16 protein-coding genes are annotated in these 23153 nt (G+C 69.2%); 5 read left to right on the plus strand and 11 right to left on the minus strand.

Going from position 1 to position 23153, the window contains the following annotated elements; genetic code table 11:
* Positions 1-7: 7 nt before the first annotated feature.
* From LZC94_32320 to hcp, 3 genes are all read right to left on the minus strand, one after another.
* Positions 8-2746: a serine/threonine protein kinase gene (locus LZC94_32320; protein WXB12520.1), complete on the minus strand. Its 2739-nt coding sequence runs from the start codon at positions 2744-2746 to the stop codon at positions 8-10.
* A 6-nt stretch (positions 2747-2752) separates the two neighbouring features.
* A complete protein-coding gene (gene tssE, locus LZC94_32325; GenBank protein ID WXB12521.1) occupies positions 2753-3163 on the minus strand; it encodes a type VI secretion system baseplate subunit TssE in 411 nt (136 codons plus the stop codon).
* Positions 3164-3317: 154 nt separating this feature from the next.
* Positions 3318-3815 (minus strand): type VI secretion system tube protein Hcp, encoded by a 498-nt coding sequence (hcp, locus tag LZC94_32330; GenBank protein WXB12522.1) that lies wholly within the window; start codon positions 3813-3815, stop codon positions 3318-3320.
* 662 nt (positions 3816-4477) lie between these two features.
* Between hcp and LZC94_32335 the strand changes: the two genes are divergently transcribed.
* Complete coding sequence (locus LZC94_32335; GenBank protein WXB12523.1) at positions 4478-5263, plus strand: hypothetical protein; 786 nt, start codon at positions 4478-4480, stop codon at positions 5261-5263.
* Here LZC94_32335 and tssG read toward each other — a convergent pair.
* Genes tssG through tssF form a run of 3 tightly spaced genes read right to left on the minus strand, consistent with a single transcriptional unit; the run spans position 5181 to position 9898 of the window.
* On the minus strand, positions 5181-6284 hold the full coding sequence (gene tssG / locus LZC94_32340; GenBank protein WXB12524.1) for a type VI secretion system baseplate subunit TssG: 1104 nt from the start codon (positions 6282-6284) through the stop codon (positions 5181-5183). The two genes, LZC94_32335 and tssG, sit on opposite strands and share 83 nt — an antisense overlap.
* Positions 6281-8059, minus strand: a complete 1779-nt coding sequence (locus tag LZC94_32345) for a type VI secretion system baseplate subunit TssF (GenBank protein WXB12525.1) — start codon at positions 8057-8059, stop codon at positions 6281-6283. Before LZC94_32345 ends, tssG begins: the two co-directional genes overlap by 4 nt.
* Positions 8060-8086: 27 nt before the next feature.
* Positions 8087-9898, minus strand: coding sequence for a type VI secretion system baseplate subunit TssF (gene tssF, locus LZC94_32350; protein ID WXB12526.1), 1812 nt, complete (start codon positions 9896-9898; stop codon positions 8087-8089).
* A 252-nt stretch (positions 9899-10150) separates the two neighbouring features.
* Between tssF and LZC94_32355 the strand changes: the two genes are divergently transcribed.
* Positions 10151-11086, plus strand: a complete 936-nt coding sequence (locus LZC94_32355; protein WXB12527.1) for a zinc metalloprotease — start codon at positions 10151-10153, stop codon at positions 11084-11086.
* 9 nt (positions 11087-11095) lie between these two features.
* Here LZC94_32355 and LZC94_32360 read toward each other — a convergent pair whose 3' ends face one another.
* The 5 genes from LZC94_32360 to LZC94_32380 all read right to left on the minus strand — a co-directional run bounded on the left by LZC94_32360 (position 11096) and on the right by LZC94_32380 (position 20161).
* Positions 11096-12547 carry a hypothetical protein gene (locus LZC94_32360; protein WXB12528.1) on the minus strand — a complete coding sequence of 484 codons (1452 nt, stop codon included), beginning with the start codon at positions 12545-12547 and terminating at the stop codon, positions 11096-11098.
* A gap of 299 nt (positions 12548-12846) precedes the next feature.
* Positions 12847-14313: a hypothetical protein gene (locus LZC94_32365; GenBank protein ID WXB12529.1), complete on the minus strand. Its 1467-nt coding sequence runs from the start codon at positions 14311-14313 to the stop codon at positions 12847-12849.
* 116 nt (positions 14314-14429) lie between these two features.
* The gene (locus LZC94_32370; GenBank protein WXB12530.1) at positions 14430-18611 is read right to left on the minus strand and encodes a sigma 54-interacting transcriptional regulator; all 4182 of its coding nucleotides are present in this window, start codon (positions 18609-18611) and stop codon (positions 14430-14432) included.
* Between the two features lie 67 nt (positions 18612-18678).
* Positions 18679-18870 (minus strand): hypothetical protein, encoded by a 192-nt coding sequence (locus LZC94_32375; protein ID WXB12531.1) that lies wholly within the window; start codon positions 18868-18870, stop codon positions 18679-18681.
* Positions 18871-18928: 58 nt separating this feature from the next.
* Complete coding sequence (locus LZC94_32380; protein WXB12532.1) at positions 18929-20161, minus strand: hypothetical protein; 1233 nt, start codon at positions 20159-20161, stop codon at positions 18929-18931.
* Between the two features lie 127 nt (positions 20162-20288).
* Between LZC94_32380 and LZC94_32385 the strand changes: the two genes are divergently transcribed.
* The 3 genes from LZC94_32385 to LZC94_32395 all read left to right on the plus strand — a co-directional run bounded on the left by LZC94_32385 (position 20289) and on the right by LZC94_32395 (position 23152).
* Complete coding sequence (locus LZC94_32385) at positions 20289-21380, plus strand: GNAT family N-acetyltransferase (protein WXB12533.1); 1092 nt, start codon at positions 20289-20291, stop codon at positions 21378-21380.
* A 108-nt stretch (positions 21381-21488) separates the two neighbouring features.
* Positions 21489-22754 carry a hypothetical protein gene (locus tag LZC94_32390; GenBank protein ID WXB12534.1) on the plus strand — a complete coding sequence of 422 codons (1266 nt, stop codon included), beginning with the start codon at positions 21489-21491 and terminating at the stop codon, positions 22752-22754.
* Entirely contained in the window at positions 22751-23152 is a 402-nt protein-coding gene (locus LZC94_32395) for a hypothetical protein (protein ID WXB12535.1), read from the plus strand. Before LZC94_32390 ends, LZC94_32395 begins: the two co-directional genes overlap by 4 nt.
* The last annotated feature ends 1 nt before the right edge of the window (position 23153 follow it).

Consider the following 23153-nt stretch of genomic DNA (forward strand, 5'->3'; position numbering starts at 1 on the left):
GTTCGCGTCAGCGCGGCGGGCAGTGCAACGCGGCGTGGCGGGCGCGCGCGGTCTTCGCCGAGACGCTGCGCGGCTCCTTTCCCCATCGCGTCAGCACCACGTCGTAGGCCGCGCACGCGCCGGGGATGTCGCCCGCGCGTTCGAGCGCGGCGCCCAAGTGCAAATGGAGCCACGTGTGCTCGAAGGGGCGCCGGAGCGCTTGGCACCGGCGAGCCCCGTGTCCGAGGTATTGGACGGCCTTGGCCGTGTCCCCCGTCAAAAAGTACACGCGGCCAATCGCCAGCTCGTCCTCGGGCTCCTGTCGGAGCAAGTCCCAGGTGGGCGGGTTCTTGGGGAGCGCACGAAGCGCGGCCACGGCGTCGAGGTGCGTGACGGCCGCGTGCCCATAGGCTTCGGTCCATCGGGAGTTGATCTCCTCTTGAAGCGGCGGACGGCTGGCCATGCGCTCCAGCCATTTTTGCCGGCGCGCCTCGAAGGCTTCGCGCGACATACCGCCCGCGAGGTACTGCGTGCGCAGCGGCACGATCTCCCAATCGAAGTGCGAAGCGAGGAGCGAATCGCGCTGCGATAAAAATCGAGCGGCGAGCCGCGCGGCGCGGTGCCGATCGCCCAGCTCCATCGCCAAAGACAGCCGCAGGCTCTCCACCGGCACATGGTCGATCTCGTATTTTTTGCTCGCGATCAGCTCGCCCCATGCGTCGAGCGAGCGCTCCACCTCGGCGAAGTTGCCCGCCAGCACGTGGAAGCGCGCCTCGCTCTTCAAGCGGGTCACCTCGCGCTCGGCCGGCGACGCGAGCCTCCACTGCTGCTCGAGCACGTTGTGAACGCTCTCCAAGCTGCCGCCGCGCCCGTAAATCGAGTCCGCGAGGCGCAGCCCCCACCACTTGGGCGCCAAGGGTGTGGCCATGAGCTTGCGGCCACTTTGCTCGGCCTCGGCGCAGCGGCCCTCGGACATATCGAACAACATGAGCTGGTCGAGGCATGCGTCCGCGGTGGCCGCGAGCCGAACGCACTCTTGCAGCGAGGCCCGGGCGCCCGAGGCATCGCCCATCACCGCAAAGGCTTCCGCCTTGTCCGACCACCCGAGGCCGAGCAGCGGATCCAGATACAGGAGCTCGTCGAGGACGGCAAACGCCTCGGCCGACCTTCCGCTCATGACGAGCAGGCCGCTGAGCGTGGCGAGCACCATCCAGTCCGATGGAAACTCCTTTTTCACGGCGAAGAGGCGCTCCGCGGCCGCGTTCAAGTTCCAGGGGACCGTCATGGCGTCGGCGAACGCATCGAGCAGCGCGCGGTCGCGCGGGCCAAGGCGATCGCGATGCGCGAGCGCGCCTCGATACTCCTCGCGCATCGTCTCCTCGTCGTTGAGCAAGAGCATGGCGTAGAGGTGGGCCTCGCCCAGGCTCGGGTCGAGCTCCGACGCGCGATCGAAGTCTTGCTGCGCCGCAAACACGGAGCCATCGCGCCAGTTCTGGATGCCGCCTCGAAGATGTGCGAGGGCGCGAGGGTTTGCGGGCTCCCCCGCGTCGCGCTCGACGACCTGCGCCGGCGCCGCCGAAGCCGCCGACAGCGCCGCGGATCCGACGGAGTCGACCGCGCTGCGCTCGTGTCGATCGTGCCGAAACGCCGCCACCGAGGCCGCGATCCCCAACGCGACCGCGCCGGCGAGCACGGGGGTTCGGTGACCTCCCAGGCCCTTTCGGCGCAGGCTCTTGGCCAAGCCGGCTTTGGTCGAGCTGTTGTTGATGGGCGGCGGATGGGACGCCCGCAACGGCAACTCCGTGTCGAGATCCGCCGATTCGGCGCCCAAGGTGAGCTCGGCGATGAGGTTGGCGCGAACGCGCAAGGCGACGTCCTCGAGCGGGGTGCCCAGCGCTTCTTCAAATGCGCGCAGCAGCGCTTCGCGCATTTCGCGGGCCGAGCGCCATCGATCCTTCGGCTCGAACGCGAGCGATTTGTCGACGAACTGCACGATGGCGGGCGCCATGTCGGGCGCCACCTCGGCCAAGGAGCGGGCGCGCCGCGTGATGGCCGCGGCAAGTTGGGCTGGTCCGCTGTCGGCGGGGTGCACGAACTCGCCCGAGAGCAATGTAAACAAGGTGGCGCCCATCGCCCAGCAATCGCTGGGGGGACCGATGGCGTCGCGGTCGGCGACGGCCTGCTCGGGCGGCATGAACGCGGGGGTGCCGATGATGCCGCCGGTGACGGTCGCCGTGCCCGTGCTGTCGGTTCGGCGGGCGATTCCAAAGTCGAGCACGCGGACATCGCCGGAGCTGGTGACGAAGAGGTTTTCGGGCTTGATATCGCGGTGAATGATGCCCTTGTCGTGCGCGCACGCCAGCACGTCGAGCACATCCGATAGAAATACGCCGACATCGATCAGCGGCAAGCGCTTGTTGGCGCGCTCCCACCGCTGGCGAAGTGTCTCTCCGTAAAGGAGGGGCATCACCAGAAACGCGCAGCCGTTCGCGTCGATGCCCGATTCGAGGACCGGGACGGCGCCGGGGTGCTCGATCTGGTTGGACGTATGCGCCTCGCGGTCGAAGAGCCGGACCATGACGGGATCGTCCGCCAAGCGCTCATGCAAAAACTTGATGGCGACCCGACGCCCGTCGAGGTCCACGGCGGCATAGACCGCCGCCATTCCCCCGACCCCCAGCAAACGAACGATCCGATACTTTTCTCGAACGAGCGCTCCCAAGCGGGCCAACGCCCGCTCGGAAGCCGACGGCATTACGGGGGACATCGACCGTTACACGATTTCGATTCGACGGGAGGCATCGGTGCGCGTTTCAAAGCGAACGGGCGAGGTGTGATCGGCAAGGACCATGGCGGCGGTGATTTCGAATCGAACGACCAGCTCGGTGGTTTCGCTGGGAATGTGGCGGACCCGCACCCGGGTGAGCCGGGGCTCGTACTTCTCGATGGTCTCCTTGATGGATCGCGCCAAGGTGTCGAGGGCGGCGGGAAACGAATGAACCATTTCGGAGACGTCGGGCACTCCGTAGTCGGGGCGGGTGAGCATGGTGCCGATGCGGGTGCTGCACATGGCCCGCAGGTGCGCCAAAATCGCGTCGCGAAGGGCGCGATCATTGTCGCCAAAGGTGCCCTCCTGCGCGAGGGTCGGCTCGCGCAGGCGACTACGGAGTGGGTGAATTGCCACGGTGCACCGAGTGTGTTGACGGACCGAGGATTCCAAGGAGCTCCGAGCCGCGCAAGGCGCGACGACGAAAGCCATGGGAGGAGCTCGAGGAGGAGCAACGCAGCGCTGCGACGGAAATCCGCAGGAAGCCGGCGGGGATCAACACGTTCGGTGCTCAAGAACCAGGTGTCAGCCAGTCGTCGCTGGTGGCGGTACCCGCTTCTTTGTTTTCGACTTCGATTTTGCGGAAGCGAAAGCCGATGTCTTCGAGGTGCTGCACGTCGGTGTCGACGGTGGCCTTGGCCGAGGCGGACGAATAACGCTCGACGGAGGTGATGACGGCGTCGGTCAGCTTGATCTGCTCGACGACGATTTCCCGCTTGCCGTCCTTATCGCGGCCCACCACGTCGATGACCACTTCGTCGAGGACCTCGTTCGTCCAGTGAGCTTGCAAGATCTGGGGCGAGGCCGCGCCCCATTCCTTGGTGACGATGAGCGGCTTGTGTTGGCGATGTCCTTTGGCCTCACCGCTGTTGGCGTCGACTGGAACCTGCGACGACATGAAGAACTTGATGCACGGAATGTGCTTCTCGCTTCGCCCCGCCTTCTTGGTCTCGGGTTTGAACTGCTTTTGGCTCTTTCCCTTGATGGAAATGTAAAACTCGAACGACATAACGAACTGCCTCCATGGCCTTGGCGAAGGCCAGCTAGAACCACCTGGAGCTGTGAAGAACCGAGAACGCCGAGCCCGGGTAAACAATGCCAGTTGCGTGGCGACGGCGCCATCGCCGTGCGCATGGCGCCGCAGCGTATCGTTGCCCGCGCGCCACCTTCAAGCCGCTCCATACCTTTCGTTCTTAGTTCGTCCCTTTGGACCGGATGGTTGCGCGTTTCATGCTTGGCCATGCTTGGTTGAGCTAACTTGATTGCCCGGCCATGGGCGCGAATCTTCCAACCATAAGATCGCGCGCGACCGGCGGAAGGGGGAATTGCCGATTTCGAGCTTTGCATCCCCGCGTGAGTGGTGTCGCAATGGCCGCTTGGTGTAGCTTTCGCTCAATGCGCCGGTCACTCCGCGTTCCTCGGTCCGTTTCTTCTGCGGCAGCCGCGCTTGCGGCGGTTTCGACCCCGGCGTTCAGGGCGTTGGGCGCAATGAGCCTCGTTGCCATAACGGGCATGGCAGGCATGGCAGGCATGATAGGTGCGACGGGGTGCTCGCGAACTCCCCCGGCGCGCACACGCATCGAGGATCAATCGAGGAAGGTGGCTCCTCTTCCCGCGTGCATTCACTACCTTCCATCGCGACGTTCGGAGAGCGCAGGGACGGCACGGAGGTTGCGCGATGAGCAAATCTTCAAGCTGATCTTTCCCGCCTTCGATGACTCGAAGAACGTCCTGGCACGTTCCCCCGCGTGCACGGAGCAAAACGTCTTCGATGACAAAGTGCTCGCCGGCGGGACACCCAAGGGCGGCTGGCCCATTCGCATTCAAGATGGGCAAATCATGCAGGGCAGCGGGGGCGATCGCATCAAGGTCGTCTGGCTTCGTCTTTTGGAGTGGCCCGATGGCACGGTGGGCGGTCCGCTGGCCATCGTCCGCGGCTCGGAGCACTTTGCCGAGTTGTACGCGGTCACCGCCCTGCGCGGCCGGCCCGACAAAATGCGCTTGGGAACGGAGCGCATGGGCGGCGAGCTGCTGGTCACGGCGGAGGAAGACGGCTGCACCGGGCACGCGGCGGGTTCGCCGTGCGAGACGGCGCTGCATGTCTTTCTTCCGCGCGGCGGCGCGCTGCAGCGCGTGGTCGATGTGCCGGTGGAGCGCATCGATTATGCGATGGGCCGCGAGAAGACCAGCGGGAAGGTCGAGTACCACATGACGTCGTCGTCGCGGGTGCAGCCGGACGGCATCCACCTCTCGGAGCAGGTCGAGGTGAAGGACGACGGCGGCCAAGTGCTTCGCAAGGCGGAGCTCGAGCGGCTCTTTCGCATGAGCGAGGCGGGGCTGACCGCGAGCGAGGGCTCGCTCTGGGATCGGATCGCTAAGCCCGAGCTGGCCGCGAACCCGGAGCCAAAGGAGAAGCCCGAAAAGACCAAGTCACCGCCCCCTCGTCGCCAGCGCTGAGCTCCACCCGCACGATCATCGGCGGATCGTCGGCCGAGCGTTGCCCGAGGGCCGCCGTGCCGCCGAGGGTGGCTTCGTCTTCCCCGAGCACCAGGCGCGGCTCCTCACCGGGGCGCACTTCGATTTCGATGGCCACGTCCACGAACCCGCCCGTGACCTCTTCGATGACATAACGCAGGCGCGCATGATCGGCGCCGCTCGGCACCAGGCGGGCGAGCATCTCGCGCCCCACGGGGGCAATCCAGAGGACCACCAGGCCCGCCTGCTTGGTGAGCACGCCGCCGAGCACCACCTCGCCGAGCCGGTTGCGTCGCTCGCCGAGGAGGGTCGTCTCCGAGGGCGCCAGCGCAATGTCGCGCCAAGGCGCCTCCACGATGCGGACCGACAGCTCCGGAAAGGCCAGGGCCAACGCTTCGACCAGCGCCGTGCGCCCGCGCGGCCTCTGCGCAAAGAGGCGCGCGCGCCCGAGGCGCATCAGCGGCGCGATGGCGGGAACGTCGGACGCGAGCGCGGCGCCGCCCACGAGCGCGAGCGCCCGCCGGGTCGAGGTATCGCGCCCGCCGCCCGTGAGGCTCGCCGAGAGCCCCACCCGCCGCGAGGCGCGCAAGAACAACGAGATGAGGCGGTGATGGAACACGTCGTAGAGCGCGAGGACGGGGTCGTCCTCGTTCGCGGCGGCGCGGAGCGCGTCCTCCGTGAAGAAGCTGGCCAGCGGCGACACGGTGCCCACGACCCCTAGGAAGGTCGTCGACACCTCGAAGGTCGGCTCGCCTTTGCGCCCGGTGAAGTCGTCGTACACGTCGATGATCCGCAGCTCGGTGACATCGCCCGCGTGAAAGATGGGGCGAATGTCATGACGGAAGCGAATCCGCTCGGCGCGCGCGGGCCCGAGCTCGCCCACGGGCACGGCGTCGGGGCCGAGCAGGCGCTCGAGCTGCTCGATCAGGATCGCGAACGGGAGCTCTGGGGCCCGTCGAACGAGCTCGTCGAGGTTCGTGAGGTGGCCGAGGTTGCGTTTCATGGTGCGCGCGTTCCATGGCGAAGGTCGTAGGAGAAGAGCACCGCGCCGTCGCGGCGGAGAAGGACCAGGCGGATGGAGTCGTCCTCGCTGGCGGCGCCCGCAAAGAGCTGCTCCACCACCTCGCCAAAGAGGTGCAGATCGCCTCTGCCGGCGAAGCGCGATTCATCGACGACCACCTCCAGCTCGATGCCGATGCGCGCGACCGCCCGAAGGTCCGCGCTCGTGTCCGCGCCAAGATCCGTGAGGTGGGTGCGGCGCCATCGCACGTCGAGCAGGGCTTCGAAGTCGGTGGCGCTCTCTTTGGCGCCGGGCCACCGTCCCCACGCCGGCAAGTTGGCGCGCGCGAGCAGCGCCGCGAGCTCGTTTCGCTCCGCCAGCGAGGGGAGCCCCAGCTTGAAGTAGCGGTAGAAATGCCAGAGGCGATCGCCCTCCAGCACCGCGGGCGCCGCGCGGGTCACGGGGATCACGTTCCGATAGGCGATGACGGCGTTGGCGGATTTGGTGGACTCGCACACGTCGCCGATCCCCAGCTGCGCGGCGCGCCGAAGTTGGGTGGTCACCAAGGTCACCTCGATATCGCCGCCCGGGGGGCACGAGCGCAGGGCCGTGCCGAAGGTGAGCTCGATGTCGAGGGTGGGGCCCACGGCCGAGCGGCGCCGCGCGAGCTCGTAGAAGAGCACCGCGTCCTCGGTGGCCTCGAGCGGCGGCGGGATCAGCTCGCCCCACGAGGGGATCGGCTTGGACTTCAAGGTGCCTCGCTCCACCACGGCCACCTTCTCGACCGAAACAATCTCCGTATCGTCCCCCGGGACGAGCGCGCGCAGCGCCCAGCGATCGTCCTCCGGCTCCGTGCGCACGGTCACCGGCGTGGGGGCCGAGATTTGAATGGCCGGCACGGCGTGCATGCGGATCGACGTGGGATCCACGGTCACGTGCGCCGGAATCGGCTCGGCCAGGCGTATCTCGATCTCGAACCGCTCCGCGTCGCCCAGGCCGGAGAGCTGGAGCGGCCCCAGCTCGAGGCGCGCAAACTTGTTCGGAAAGGCGAAGTACTCGCGCGCGAGGAGCAGCGGCCCGCCCAGCCGACTCGCGCCCGAACCAAGCGAACCAGGCGGACCAAGCGAACCAAGCGGATCGGCAAAGCCGGGGCGCCGGTAGACATCGCGCCCGGACGGACCACCGAGCCGCACCTCGCGCTCACCCGCGCGCGCGAGCACCTTGTCCGTCTCCTCGAGGAGGTGCGCGCGCAAATCCAGGGCGCCCGGGAGATCGCCGGCAAAGTAGAGGCCGATGGAGTCGACATCGGCGAGCCTGGCGCCTTCGAAGAGCTCGAACACGAGCAGGATCTGCCGCCGCTCGGCGCCATGGAGCACCACGTCGCGCAGGGCAATCGGCTGCATGATGCACGCTTCGGTGCTGGCAAACGCGCAGCGCACGCCCTCGACCGGGCGGCTGTCGAAGGCCCGTCCCTTCTCGACGATCTGGCGGGTGCGGATCTTGAGGGTCGGCTCGAGCTCGAGCATGGTGGCGCTGGGGAAGGCGCGGAGGAGCGCGGGGCAGAGCGTCTCCATCACGGGGTGGATCACCTCCGGCAGCTCGTCGTCGAGGCGCTCGCGCAGCCGCGCAAAACCAAAGGCGAGGCTCTGCACCAGCCGCGACACGCCCGGATCGGCGTCGCGGCCCAGCACCGGCGCCACGCGAGGGTAGGTGCGCCCGAGCTCTTCGCAGAGTTGATAGAGGTAATCGAGCTCGGTCTGAAACGTCCTTTCGAACATGGTCTCGGATGCGTCCTCGCGTGAAGGCTAAATGGTCTCGTCGCCGGATCGCGCGGGGAAGGAGACGATCCGCCCCGTTCCCTCGAAGCGCGCGCGGGTGCGCGCGAACGAGTTGATGGCCGCGTCGTGCGCGAAGAGGCGCGCGAGCACGGCGGCGAACACGTACGCGTCCCCTTCCCCGTCGAGGCCCGCTTCGTCGAGGCGCACTTCGAGCTCGCTCCCCTGCCGCATGCCCCGCTCGCCCTCGACCAGGGCCGTGGTGCGGGTGACGTCGATGACCGCGCGGATGCGCCGGAGCGCCGTGAGCCCCGCCGGGCCGTTGAAGGTGGTGTGCAAGTTGAGGAGGTGAAGGAGCGTCTTGAGCACCTCGACCTGGAGCCGGGAGCATGCGCTGACCGCCACCATGGCCAGCGATCGCCGCTGCAAGGTGCGCCCGCCGGGGGCGGCGCGGTAGGGGGTCACGGCGGTGATGTTGCGAAAGAGGAGCCCTTTGGGCGTGCGCGGCCCCGGCACCTTGATATCGCCCACGCCGAGCGCCATCGGCAGATCGCGGTTGCACGCCAAGAGATCGAAGGAGACGGACTCGATGGGCGGGAGCTCGCGGCCCTCGCGGGGCAGCACGAATCGAACGGTGGTGTCCTCTTTCTGCCCGCTCGCGCGCGGACTGCGCCCGAGGGCATAGAAGATCCGATCCTTGGTCGACCGCTCCAAATCGGCGACCGCGTCGAAGTCGGTGAGCGGGGGGATGGGCAAGGTGCCGCTCTGGGGTCCGCAGTAGCCTTGCGCCCCGAGGACCTCGTAAACCTCACCATGATCGGGCGCGAGCCCCGCGACCCGAAGCATATGCGCCTGCCGCGCGAGGGTCGGCCGCACCGGCTCGGCGGTGGTCTCGAAGACATTGACGACGGGGACGCAGTTCGTTCGAATCGTGTCGCGCGTCACCGCGAGGTTCGCAGGGAGGGCGCGGCCGAGGCGGAGCGCAATCTCGATGCTCTGCGCGTCGCCGAGCGGCTCGGTCCACCCGCGCTGGCCAGCGATCTCCACGAAGGCAAACTTGGCGGGCAAAAGGAAGTACTCGCGCAGCAGCCGAAAACCCACGTGCTCCCATGGCTCCGGGGGCAAGAGGGCCTCGGAAGCGTCGAGCCCCCACATGCGAAGGGCGTGGCCGGGAAGGCGGACGGTGGGCGCGGCCGTCGCGCCGAGCCCGCCCTGGTTTGCGGCGCGCGAAGGGTCGGTGACGAAGAGATCCATCGACTCGACGGACGACAGCGCGAGAAGGAGCGCGAGGGACGCGCGGGTCTCGCCGGCCAGGTGCAAGCGCAGGGGAAAGAGCGATCCGAGGGTGGCCGGGGCGGAGGCACCTTGCGCCTGCGCCTGCGCCTGCACCGAAGCGCGCCGGCGAAGGACGATGCGAAGGAGCTGACCGCGATCCTGCGCCCACGCGAGCTTGGCGTCGGCGACCTCCCAGGGGATGACGCGCGCCGGCGCGAAGGTACGAAATCGGCAGCGCGTTCCCTCGACAGGGACGCTCTCGAACTCCGTTCCCGCGAGCACGTCGAGGGTGCGATCGGCCACGAGCTCCAGGATGGTCGCGCAAGGAAAGGGCCGCAGAAGCTCGGGGCCGAGGATCTCCGCAAAGGGATCGGCCGCGCGCTTGGCCGCAGCGTCGATGAGCGACTCCACTTGGTGGACCAGGTAGGAAAAGCCATCGATCAGCCGCTCCACGTCGGGATCGTCCGACGGCGCAGCCAGCCCAGGGGCGAGCGCAGGATGGGCCGCGGCGAACGAGCGCGAGAGCGCCGCCAGGGCCTCGAGTTCACGAGCGAAATCGTGTGCCACCGTCCGGCGACAGTAACCGCTTTAAGCTGAGACCGCATTCTCGCGGCGTTGCGAGAATTGGCTCAGCGCAGCCGTTGCGACATGCCATGGCGCTTTTCTGCGGGGAAGAAGCTCCGCCGCGAATTTTATCTACGATGACTCCGGCACATCATTGGTGTTCAAAAGACGACATCGCTATCCTTCTGCGATCGAATGGCGCGCCCCCGCACGATCCGCGAGGGCAAAGCGACATCATTTGAAGGGGGAGGCGAGATGCGAAGCAAGCTCGGAGTGGTGCGGATCATCGGGTTGGGAGCGCTGGCGACGACCGCGGCAGCCATGGCCATGGCGGGTTGCAGCGCAGCGGACGAGGGGTCGCTCGATGAGCCGCTCGTCGACGACAGCGCCCTCTCGATGCACCAAGGTCCCAAACGCAATTGCGGTACGCGCGAGGTCGACGATCGCGAGCAAGATCGGGTCAACAAGGCGATTGCAGCGGCGCCCCAGAGGCTCGTTTCGCCGGGGGTCTCGACCATCGACGTCTATGTGCATGTGATCAACGGAGGATCGGGCACCGCCAACGGCGATGTGCCGCTCTCGCAGATCAACGACCAGATTGCGGTGCTCAACGCGGCCTACGCCGGCGATACGGGCGGGGCGGAGACCAACTTCCGCTTTGCGCTAGCCTCCGTCGATCGAACGACCCACCTCGGGTGGTACCACGTCGGCTACGGCTCGCCCGAGGAGGCGGCCATGAAATCGGCGCTGCGCAAAGGGGGCAAGCGCGATCTCAACCTCTACACGGCCAACGTGGGCGGGGGCTTGCTCGGCTGGGCGACCTTCCCGCAAGACTACACGTCGAATCCAAATGACGACGGGGTCGTGCTCCTCTTTTCGTCGCTCCCCGGAGGAAGCGCGGCGCCCTACGATCAAGGCGATACGGCGACCCACGAGGTCGGCCACTGGCTGGGCCTCTACCACACGTTCCAAGGAGGCTGCAGCGCGCGAAACGACGGCGTGAGCGACACGCCGGCCGAGAAGTCCGCCGCCTACGGCTGCCCAACGGGCCGCAACACATGCACGGGCAACAAATACGTAGGCTTCGATCCCATTCGGAACTTCATGGATTACACGGACGATGCGTGCATGAATCAATTCACGGCCGGGCAATCGGACCGAATGGATTCCCTGGTCGCCACGTACCGGTGACGGGCCATGTCACCCGAGTTCGAAGCGCTCGCCCACCGCGATGGCCGCGGTGAGCGACGCCAGGGCGGTCAAAAAGAAATACGAACCAACGAAGGTCGAGCGCCCCAATACGCAGAATGCAAAGAAGGCGACCATCGCCGAAAGTGAAAATGCATAGCGCGTGCGCGGTGCGCGCCAGGCGGCGAGGGCGGAGACGATGGCGGCGCTCAGCAATCCAGGGGCGCTGCGCGGTGCGAGCCCGTAGCGCTGGTAGAACCAGGTGGTGGGCGTGATGCCGTCGATGCTCGTTTGGGACGGGGTCCCGTAGAGATCCGAGAGGAATCGGACGGTGGTGTGGAGATCCCAAATGGCGAAAGGCGCGATGGTGAGGCCAGCCGTGCCCAGGAAAATCGCCCACTCGCCCAGGTCGAAGCCAAGGAGGATCACGAGCGGCACCAGCCAGATCATGCTTTGTTTGGCGCTCAGGGCGAGGCCGAGAAAGGCCGCCGTGAGCAAGCGCTTCTCGTGCAGGTGCGCCACCAGGGCGAAGGCGAGGAACGCGACGGGGAGAATGTCCGTGTACGCTTGCTCGACGAAGAAGTAGGCCTTGGGGGTCAGCCAGAGCATGAGCGCGGGGGCATCTTCCGCCAGGCCCGGGAATGGAAGCGACGAGGCCGGGCGCATTTCGGAGACCGAGCTGCGCGCGCCGGGCGCCTGCAGGGATGCCGCGGCGTTGGCGGCCGGGGATGCCTTGGCGGTGGTCACGTCGCCCGCGTGCTTGGCGGAGGGCCGGGGGCGCACGCCGCGGCGGGCGATGAAGCGCATGGCGAAGCCGGTGGCCACCAAGGTGACGAGCGGCGCCCAGCGAATGTCGTGGAAGACCAGAAACGCCAGGGTGCTCGTGTAGAGCACGGTCGGCGGATCGCTGCCGAGGGGGAGCGCGAGGGCGCGGTAAGGGTTCTCGCCGTGAAGGAGCGCCTGCACCGCCTCGGTGTTCATGCTGAACGCGCCGCCGTGCGGGCGCGGCGAGAGGATCATGACGCTGATCCCGCTGAGGACGAGGAACAGCGCAAAGAGACCGAATCGGACCTCGCCCCAGAGGCGCCGCTCGGGGACGCCGCGCAACACGGAGGGAAGGTACGAGGCGAGGAGCACGACCTGCCCGGCGTGGGTGATGCGGATGAAGCGTGGGGTCTTCTCGGCGTCGAGCAAGAGGCGCGCGTCGGCGAAGGTGGCCACGACGAAGACGGTCAGCGCGATGGCCGTGAGGGTGAGCGTGGGACGGGCGGAGTCGTGTTGAAAGGAGCGCTTGGCGACCAAGCGCGCAAACTGGATGGCCAGGAGCGCACCGCAGCCGAGGATGAGGAAAAAAGGGGTCCCCGCAAAGGATCCATCGCGGAATCCTACCGTCATGAGCATGACGAGGCCGAACACGTAGACGATGATGAGCAGCCAGCCGATCTCGCGCGGCAGTGTGGGCATGCGTATCACTGACTCTGGTCTCCCCCCGTCCGTTTCGTGACCCGCTCCCGTTGCGACCGTGGCTCCTGTTGCTTTCGTTGCAAGTCGGGCGCCGTGCGTTGCAAGCCGGACGCCGCGCGCGCCGCATCACCTCTGCGATGCCGATCTTCTCACGAATCGGGGAGCGCGCTCCGACGAAGCTCGGCGAGGCAACGACGAAGAGCACCGCGGGCGATGGTCGCTTCCCCTTGCAATCCACTCCGCGGCAACCCACGCGCGACGAGCGGCAACGAGAGCCGACTCGAACCGACTCGAACCGACTAGAGGAGATGTCGTACCAAAACGACAAGCAGCCACACGATGAGCGCGAGGAGCAAGAGCCCGACGATGATGCCGCCGATGGCCCAGCCGAGCGCCGAGGTGGGAGGGTCCATCAAGATGACGGGCGGCGGAGGCTCGGCCCAAACGGCGCCCGACTTGGATGCGCCGTAGCCGACCGCTGGACGCGGGGGTGAGAACGCAAACGGCGTGGTCGGAGGGTGAGCCGCACCCGAGGCTCCCGTCACGCCGCTCGCGGGCGGTGCATGCGCGCCGGCGGCACCTGCGCCCGCGGCACCTGCGCCGACGGCACCGGCGGCCGGAGATTGCGCGAGCGCCGCTCGTTCGAGGGGCGCGAGCGGATGCGGATCGACCACCGTCTCCACGCCGACGCCGGTGAAGCCAAAGCCTTCGGGCTCCGGATCGGTCGCGGAGCTGGGGGCCGCGGCAAGCGCGCTCTCGGTCGGGGCAAAGGCGAGGACGTTCTCGGCCGCCGCAGGCGCCGAACGGGCGGACAACCCCGGCGCAAGCGCGTTCGGCGGGGCCCCCAACTCCGCGGCCGCTCGGGGGAGCGGAGCGTTCTCCAGCGCGCGCGGCGACTCGTACGGCTCGAGGTGCGAGTCTTCGAGGACGAGCTCGGACTCGATTTCGGCCTCCGCGTCGTCATCTTCCGCGTCGTCGGCTTCCGCGTCGGTGCGGGCCTCCGCCCCAAAGCGCGGAGAACCCATCGCAGGGGTCACCGCCTCCGTGAACGGGGTGGCCGCCACCGGCCCGCGCGCATCCGGCACTTGAAGGAGCGACGGCAACGCCCGCGGCCGGCGGCTCGAGGGCACGGGCGGAACGTCCACCACGACGGGCACTTCGACGGTCGCGAGCGGCGAGACCGGCGTCGGCATACGCGATCCCGCACCGGCCGACGGCGACGCGCCGCCACCCGGTGCCGCTTGCGGCGCGCCCGGCAGCGAACCGCCACCCGGCGCCGCTTGCGGCGCGCTCCCACCTGACGGCGAAACGATGCTCGATGGCGAGACCGCGACCGGCGAGCTCCCCGCGTGCGCCCCCGCAACGGGCGCTCCCCTGCCCGGCGCCGCTTGCGGCACGACCGGCGGCGCGCTCCCACCTGACGGCGAAACGATGCTCGATGGCGAGACCGCGACCGGCGAGCTCCCCGCGTGCGCCCCCGCAACGGGCGCTCCCCTGCCCGGCGCCGCTTGCGGCACGACCGGAGCCACCGGCCCACCGGGCCGCACCGCAGGGGCCCCGGGATCCGAGCTTTCTCCCCCGACGGGAACGGAGGTCGGGGTCAGCGCGGGCGGCGGATGCGAGGCGATGCCCGCCTTCTGTGCGAGGGCCTCGATCAGGTGCTGCGGGAACTCGGTGACGATGGTGGATGCTTCATCGCCCGGCGGAGGAACGGAATCGGATGATGCGGGGATGGCTCTGAGGTTCTTCTCGTCCTCATCCGGCATCGGCGTCCTCCGGACAAAGATAGCCTATGCGAGGCTCAAGAGCGAAGAACTTCCCGAAATGCATAGCTCGGTTTTGCGGGCGCGTGTCCGAAATGGGAAGCGTGCTCCAAGGCCGCTCAGCCGCCTCCGAAGCGGACGTTGAGCCGTCTCATCATTTTCTGCAAGCCAAAACGGGAGAGCCCGAGCATCTCGGCCGCTTTGGTCTGATTTCCACGCGTGCGCTCCAGCGCATCCCGCACGAGCTCCGCCTCCAGCGCATCGACGCGCGCCCGCAAACCGACCCCTGCCCCGCGCGCCGCACCGGGTCCGCCGCGCGCGATCTCCTGTGAAAGTTCACCCACGTCGATCTTGTCGTCGGCGAGGACGATGGCGCGCCGGATCTCGTTCTCGAGCTGGCGCACGTTGCCCGGCCAAGGGTAGGCCACGAGGCGATCCATCGCGGCCTTGGTGATGCGCGCTTTCTTGTGGTTCGGGCCAGCGTGCTTCTCGAGGAAGTGCGTCACCAGGAGCGGGATGTCGTCGGTGCGCTCACGAAGCGGCGGAACGCGGATGGTGATGACATTGAGCCGGTAGAAAAGGTCCTCGCGAAAGAGCTTCGCCTCGACCATCGCCGCGAGATCGCGGTGCGTCGCGCAGACGACGCGCACGTCGACCTTGCGCGTGCGGTCGCTGCCGACGGGTCGCACTTCGCCCTCCTGCAGGACGCGGAGCAGCTTCTTTTGCATGGCGAGCGGCATCTCGCCCACCTCGTCGAGGAAGAAGGTGCCGCCGTCGGCCACGTCGAACAAGCCGGCCCGCGTGCTGACGGCCCCCGTGAAGGCCCCGCGCACATGGCCGAAGAGCGTGGACTCGAGCAGCGGCTCGGGCACGGCCGCGCAGTTCTCCGAGACGAACGCGCGCTCCTTTCGCGCGCCGTTCGCGTGCATGGCCCGCGCGATGAGCTCCTTGCCGGTGCCCGATTCGCCCACCAGGAGCACGGGGATGTCGCTCGCGGTCACCCGGTCGACGACCCGGAGCATGCTGCAAATGGGCTCGCTGCGCCCGGCGATGGCGTCGTACGCGTAGCGCGCGTCGCCGCGCACCGTGCGAAGCTCGGCGCGGGTCGCGAACAGCTCCGCTTCTTTCTCGCCGAGCAGCCGCGAGAGCTCGGCCTTGGCGCGCTCGGCGCGGCGGACCGCGCGGCGCAGGAGCACCTGATCGCGCGCGTCGGCGATGGCCATCGCCGCCTGGCCGGCGACCAGCCGCACCCACGCGATCTCGCGCGCGCCAAATGCGCCGCGTCGGACGCGATCGTCCAGGTAGACGACGCCGAGGGTCTCGCCGCGGGCCATGAGCGGCACGGCGAGCACGCTCCTGAGCCGCAGGGCGTGCACGGAGGCGTGGGTGTCCGGGCCCAGGTTGGAGAAGGCGTCGATGGCGATGACCGCGTCGCCCGTCTCCATCGCCTGACGCGCCAGCCCTTGCGAGAGCGAGAGCTGCTCGCCCACCAAGTCGCGCCGCAAAAGGTTGCGAGCGGCGCGCGGCACCAGGCGCCCGTCGGGGGCGCGCAAGAGCAAAAGGCCGCGCTCCACCCCCGACCAGAGCACCATGGCGTCGAGCACCTGCTCCAGGAGCGGGCGAAGGCGATCGCGCGATCCGAGCACGCGCACGATGGAGGCGAGCTGCTCGAGCTGCGCGGGGGCGAGCGTCAAGTCTGAGGCATCCGCCGGCGCCGCGGCCTTGATCCAGTGCACCGCATCGAGCGCGCCGCGAAGCTCGAGCGGCGTGTGCTCGCGCAGGGTGCGCGCGGCAGCCGATCGCGCCAGCTCGAACCTTCGCGCCGCGTCGCCGTCGCCGCGCGAGGCGGCCAAGCGCGCGGCCGCGTGGAGCGCGGGACCGCGCGATCCCAGCGGCGCGGGGACGTCGAGCAGGCCAAGCAGCGCCGCCAGCGCCTCGGGGGGCGGAGGAAAGGCCGGTGCGGCGGCCGCGCGGGCGCCCCACCACTCCCAGCGCGAGGGCGGCTTGAGGCCCTCGGCGATGGCGTCGATGGCCGCGAGCGACGCGCCGTCGACCGCGTCGGGTGCCCAGACGAGCAGGCGCGCGGTGGCACGGGCCACGTCGTCCATGTTGGCGTCGCCCTCGATCTCGCGCAGCGCAAAGGTGGCTTCGTCCTTGGCGCGTCGATCACCGGGCGCGCGCGTCTCCACGATGGCCCAGCGCGCATAGGCATGCGCGGCGCGATCGCCCGACTCGGCCGCGCGATGCCCCGCTTCCTCCGCGGCTTCGTCGGCCGCGTGCGACGCGCCCACCGTGGCGAGGGCGCTCGCGCGGGCCAGCCATGCGCGCGCCGCGTCGGAGCGGCGGCCGAGGCGCTCCCACAAAAGCGCGGCCCGGGTCGCGCTGGTGAGCGCGCACCCAATGTCGCCGCCGTCGGTGGCGGCGGCGGCGAGGCCCGTCAGGTACGTGGCCTCCTCGACCACGGCGCCCGCCTGCACCGAGAGCTCCACCGCCCGCGCATAGGCGCGCGCGCTCTCGGCCGAGCGACCGTCGGCGTGCTCGATGAACCCGAGCGCCGCCATGAGCCGGGCCGACGTCATCGCGTCGGGGGACACCACGATGGCCTCCTCGAGCGCCGCCCGCCCCGCCGCGAGCGATCCGCGGCGGTACGCGATGAGCGCGCGCACCTCGGCCGCACGCGGGCCGCGCGCGCCATCGAGCCGCTCTTCGGCGAGGGTCACGTCGCCCGCGTCCCACGCGACCCGGGCCGCGATCGCCCGCGCGCGATGCGCCACCGCCGGAGGCTGCGAAGGCTCCGCCATCAACGCGAGCGCAATTTGCTCCGACCCGCCCCGATCGCCGCGCCGGCGCGCGATCTCCGCGCGCCGCAAGAGCGCCTCCTCGCCCCGGCCCGAGCCGAGCGCCGCCCACGCGCGACCGATTTCGCCTGCGCGCACCAAGGCATCGACGGCGGAGAAGATCAGCGTCTGCGGCGCGCTGCCCCGCGCGATCGCGTCCTCCGCCGAGGCCAGCGCGCGCGCATCGGGGCGCGGTCGCTCGAGTTCGGCCACCAACGCCGCCATCGACTCCACCTCGCCCGCCCCGCCCATCTCGCGCGCCTCGCCGGCTGCGTCGCTCTCGGGCCCTTCGCGCGACTCACGCGCCTCGTGCGCTCCGAGCGCAGCGCCGCGGGCCCCGAGCGCCACCGTCACCTGCGACTCGCTGGCGTGGGTCAGATCCTCGAGGGTCCACGACTCCGGCGGCGCGTGCTGCGCCAGATCCATCATGCGCCGCACCAGCTCCCCGTCGCCCGGCGCATCCTCGCGAAGCGGCCACGCCGCGGCCGCGGGCCCCACCAGCGCGACCAACCATCGCGCGCGGCCCAGGGGCGAAAGGGGCCCGAGCCACCCCGGGTCCGCGCGAAGAGGCCCGCCACCCCGAAGCTGCGACACGCTGCGAATGGCCTCCTCGAGCCACTCGCCCGGCACCCCGAGCGAATCGGCCACCCGCGCGCCCGGCGCGATCTCACGCGCGCGCACGGCCAGGTACGCGCGCCGGATCCGTCCGTGGACGGCGGCGGCGTCGGTCACCTCCGCGCTGCGGCCGGCCTTTTCGTTCCACAGACGCCGCGCGCGCTCCGCGACCCAGCCCGCCGAAGGACGGGCGCCCGGCGACACCGAACGAAGCGCCTCGGCCCAGCGCGCGGGTTCGCATCCCGCGTCGCCGACCAGCTCCGAGAGCACCACGCCCAGCGCAAACAAATCCGCCTCGGGCCCCACCGACTCGGGCCGCTCGCGGAGCTCGGGCGACGCATAGCGCGGGGTGGCGCCGCGCAACGGCTCGCCCCATGCCGTGGCCAGCCCCAGGTCCAGCAAGGTCGCGCGCTCCGGATCGAGCACGATATTTTGCGGCTTGACGTCGCCGTGACGCACCCCGGCTTCGTGCAGCTCCGAGAGCCCTCGCGCGACGCCCAGCGCCACCCGCAAGGCGACCAGCTCCCGCTCGTGGGCCGCGCGCCCGCGCACCTCGACCGGATCGAGGGGCTCGCCGTCCACCCACGTGGTCGCAAGAAACCACCCTCCGTCGGGGAGCGCGCCCGCGTCGAGCCATCGAGGTCCCCATGTTCGGCCCAATCGAGCCACGACCTCGGCCTCCGCGCGGCCCACGGCACCATCACGGACCAGCTTGAGCGCGGCCAGGGTGCCGTCGGCCCGTCTGGCCCGCCAGACCTCGGAGGTTGCTCCCGCCCCTGCCCGCTCCAGCAGATCCCAGCTCGCCAACTCGGTGGGCAAGGCGAACGGCCGTACTGGCGCGAACGACATGCCTTATTTATGGCCGTAACAACCTGGAACCGTCAACAGAAGTGACACCGCCCGGCCCGGTCCACGGCTAGAACTTGATCCCGTTCTCGGCCCGGTGTTTCCACCAGCGGTGGGCGAGGATGGCGGCAGGAACCGCTGCGATGGCCGCTGTAATGGGGGCCCCCGCTACGGCCGCGGTGACGGCAACGGCCGTGACCGCTCCCGCTGCGATCCCTTTTCGTTTCGATTCATTGAGCACGTCCGTCCGCGATTCGCTCATGGTGTGGCCAACCTGCCCATGGTGCGCTCCGGACGCAAGACCGCCGCGCCGCACCGCTTTACAACGCGTTGATCCATGCATTCACCGCCTCGAGCGCGTTGCTATCGACCACGTGGGTGCCGAGCGGCGGCATTTGGATGCGTTCGCCGCCGGTATCGCGGTAGCTGTCGCGATACGGGATCGAGCTGTGGGCCACGTCCCTGGACTTGATGCGGTAGAAGCCCCCGCCGGGCCCTTGGAACCGCGAGGGCACATTGACCGCCGTCTTGTACGTCTCGGTGGCCGTGACGCTGCTCAAGGCGTTGGCGCGCAGGCGCATGAACAGACCCGAGTCGCGCGCGAGCGCGTAGTTCGAGTTGCTATGGCACGCGTTTCCACAATTGGCGTGCAGGGAGCCGAGCGCCGCGCGCGCGGTCGCGTCGCCCGGGAGCGTGAACGAGGACGACGGCGGGTTGGTGACACGCTGCTCGTTCACCAGCGCCGTCATCTCGAAGCCGCTCGCGCCCGGGTTGGAGAGCCCGATGGCCTCGAAGCCCAACACGCCGTCCAGGTGACCGCCGTGGCAAAGCGTGCAGTCGCTTTGCGGGACCACGTCGTAGCCCGTTCCCCAAATGTTGGAGACCCCGGCGGTGTTCTCGATGGCGCTCGTTTGATCCTGCGACCACACGTAGGTCGTCCGGTACCAGTCGCTGCCCGAGTTCTTCCAGAGCAGCCGCGTCTCCACCCGGCGCCCATTCAAGCGAAACTCTTTCCAGATTTTCGTGCCGACCGGAAAACGCCACTCGTCCATGTTGCTGGTGTCGATTTTTTGCCCGGGCGGCAAATAGATGTAGCGCGATTTCTCGGCACCATCGCTCCACGCCGTAAAGGCCGGCGCAAAGAAGCGCGCGCTGTCCGCGATGGCTCGATCGGGCCACGAGGCGTAGAGGCCGGTGCAACCGAGGTGGATCGGTTCACCCGCCGAGCCCACGGCCGTGCAATCCAGCGGCGGGCCGGTGTCGACGGGCGGCGGGTTCCCCACGCCATCGGGCCCCGCGTCCCGCACTTCGGAACCATCGGGGTTGCCCGCGGCATCGGCATCGGAGAGGGAGCCATCGCCGGTGGTATCTGGACCGGCCGCGTCGCGACCGGGGCGGGTACCGAGGTCAGGTGCCTGGCTGCCGTCACGATCGGTCAATCCATCCGACCGCGGGTCACCGCTTTGGGAGCTGCACGCACCGAGTGACCCCGCCGCCGCGACGATCATCGCAGGAAAGAGGACGATCGACACCCGCAACCCTCGTCGCGTCATCTGAGCCATGCTCGGCCGCATTCGCATTGGCTTGGCGACGTAGCGAATCGAATGCCAATTTGTTCCTGGCCACCGATCGTCCGGTCTCAGCGGGTACGGAGAGTGCCAGGCAACGTGGATCACACGGATGTCCAAACCAACAGACGAAGAGATCGTTTACCGCCGCGCCAACCACGACGATCCGGCCGATCGCGAACGGATCCTCGGGATTTTGCGCGAGTACCTCACCTCCGTTGGCGAGCCCGGCGTTGCAGACGCGCGCTACCAGTGGCTGTATCGGAAAAACCCCGCGCTCACCGCGTACACCTTCTTGGCGTCCGATCGCGCCACGCGGGAGGTGGTGGGCCTCACGTCGTTGTTTCCGCGTCCCGTTTGGGTCCACGGGCAGACCTTTCTGGGCGCCATCGGCGGCGATGGGTATGTCACCCCGCGCTACCGAAGGCGCGGGATCATCACCCGTTTGCATAGCGAGGCGCTGCGCGTGATGAGCGATCGCGACGAGGCGGTGAGCTTCATGTACGGCCCCCCGGAGCCGAACAACTTGAAGGCGCTGCTCCACGCGGGGGCCTCGCGCGTGGGCCAGGTGCAAAGGTTCGTGCGGCCGCTCGACGCCGATGGCTTCGGCGCCCGCGTGACCGCGCACATGGCGCAATGGGCGGCGCCGCTGCGAAAGCCGCTGGCGTGGGCGCTTTCACCGCGTCGAAGCAAGTTGAGGCTGCTGGAGCTCGGCGACCAACCCGATGCGCGCGTCGACCGCGTTTGGCACGCGACCGTCGACGCGTTCGAGGGCACGAAGCACGTGATCCCCGTGCGCGACGCGCCCTTTTACGCGTGGCGATTCGGGCCCTCGAGCGAGGGGGGGATCGGCCGGCAGCGCGGCTACTTGGTCCTCGATGGCGAGACACCGGTGGCCGCCGTCGCGCTGGAGCGCCACGAGGGCAAGGCCGCCATCGTGGACGTCACGGCCCCACCTCGGTGGCTCGCGCGAACCTACCGCGCCATTTTCGATGCATGCCGCGATGTTGCGTCGATTCACTTCGAGGTGCACACCCCCTGTCCGCGGCTGCAAATGACGCTCTACCGGCTCGGGTTTCTCCCGCGCACGAGCAAGCCGTTTCAGGTCCATGTCGGCCCGCATCACCCGGCGTACGATGCGCTCGTTCGGCCCAACGCATGGCGGTACATGTGGGGCGATGGGGATGTCACTCGGGTTCTTTGAGCATGCTCGGCTCGCTTGGTGCGTGCGGTTTTGCGCCACACCCGTGGAAAGTCGCCACATGGCGCCGAACCTGGATGGTTGATGCGGGTTGATTTAGGGTGATGGATCGTGAGCCCCCCGTGGCGCGTCGAGGACGAAGCGCTGCTCGCCCGTCTCGAGGATGAACGCCTCCTCGGGCGGCTATGGGCTGTCTCCACTCCATGGGCGGGGCGCGGTGCCGAGCCTCCTCATCCGCGCGCGGCCGGGATGATCGCCCTCATCGCGCGCACGGACAGCGGCCGCGCCGCACGGGCCCGCGCCGAGCAAGGCGATCTCGGGCCGCTGGTCGACGTGGTGGAGCGCGCGCCGCTGACCGATCTTGCGCCCGAGCTCTTGCACCATATCGCGCTCTACCTGACCCGCGTCGCCGACGCGATGTGCGAGCAATCGCCCGAGGATGCTTGCGATGTGCGGGTGCGGGCGCTCGGCGCATGGCTGGCGCTCAGCCGGCCGCCGCGCACGTACCTCATGGAGCTCGCGCAGGCGGTGGTGGGGACCGAGCTGCCCTCGGCCGAGATCGACCGCGCGGCGGCGGACGTGGCGCTGGAGGCCATCGACGCGCTGGGCCGCGAGGCCGAGGAGGGCACGCGCGCCCGAACGAACCGAGCGCGCTCGGCGTGGTGCACCTTGGTGCGCGTCCCCGAGGCGTGCCGCGCGGCTGGGATGGGCGGCTCGGACGACTTGGCCAAGCGGGCGGCGGCGCGGGCGGAGTCCAAGCGCAGCCACGCGCTGGAGTCGGCGCTGGCCCCCATCGCCGAGGCGATGGCCGACGCCGGGGCGCGCGGTACCCTTTCGGCCGATGCGCTGCGGATCCTCCACCCGGCGACCACCCTGTGGGCGTGGGCGGAATACGATGAAGCGGTGGAGCGCTTCGTGGTGGACCAGGTGAGCGACGCCGCGTGGGAGCTCTATCGCGACAGCCGTTGGGACGATCTGCGGGCGCTCATGGCCCCGCTCGATCCGCTGGTGGACAGCCTTTGCAAGCGCATCCTGGAGCATCGGGAGCCGATGGGCTACCTGGCCGCGTGCGCGCACATGCTCGTCTTCCGCGCCGAAACGGCGACGACCCTCGGGGAGCAGATCGCGCACGCCGAGCGGGCGCTCGTCATCTGCCCATCGCACCGCAACGCACAAATTGTATTATGCAGCTATCTCTGCCGCTCCGCGATGGACAAGATGGGCCGCACCACCTTCTTCGTGGGCGAAAAGACGCTGGCCGAGGTGGAGTCCACCTTGGCGCGCGCCGAAACGATGAACCCCGCATCGAAGTCGCTCGAGGAAGCCAAGCGCCGCCTCGCCGAGTTCCGCCAGCGCTCGTACCGGAGGTACCCGTGACCAACCCCTTCGAAACCTACGACATCGATCCGCGCGAGGGCCCGCGCGCCATCACCGAACGCTTTCGCGAGCTCTTGGAGGAAGCCCCCAGCGCCGACCGCGACCACCTCCGCACCGCCTGGGAAGAACTGACCCTGCACCCCGCCCGCCGCCTGCGCGCAGCCTTCGGCGCGCACCCCAGCTCGGGACACACGTCCCCTTCACGCCCGCCGCCGCCCCGCGCGATCCCAGGCCTCTCCGCCATCCTCCGCGGCGACGCGGACGCCTCACGCGCTCCCGATGACACCGCGAGCACACGCTCCACGAATGAAATGACGGGATCCGCGCGAGGCGCAGACGAAAATCAAGCCCGCGAGGGGCTCCGCCAGGACCCCATTCTCTTTCCTCCGAGGAAATGAC

It is taken from the genome of Sorangiineae bacterium MSr11954 (assembly GCA_037157815.1).
In the GTDB taxonomy this organism is placed as follows: Bacteria; Myxococcota_A; Polyangia; order Polyangiales; family Polyangiaceae; genus Pendulispora; species Pendulispora albinea.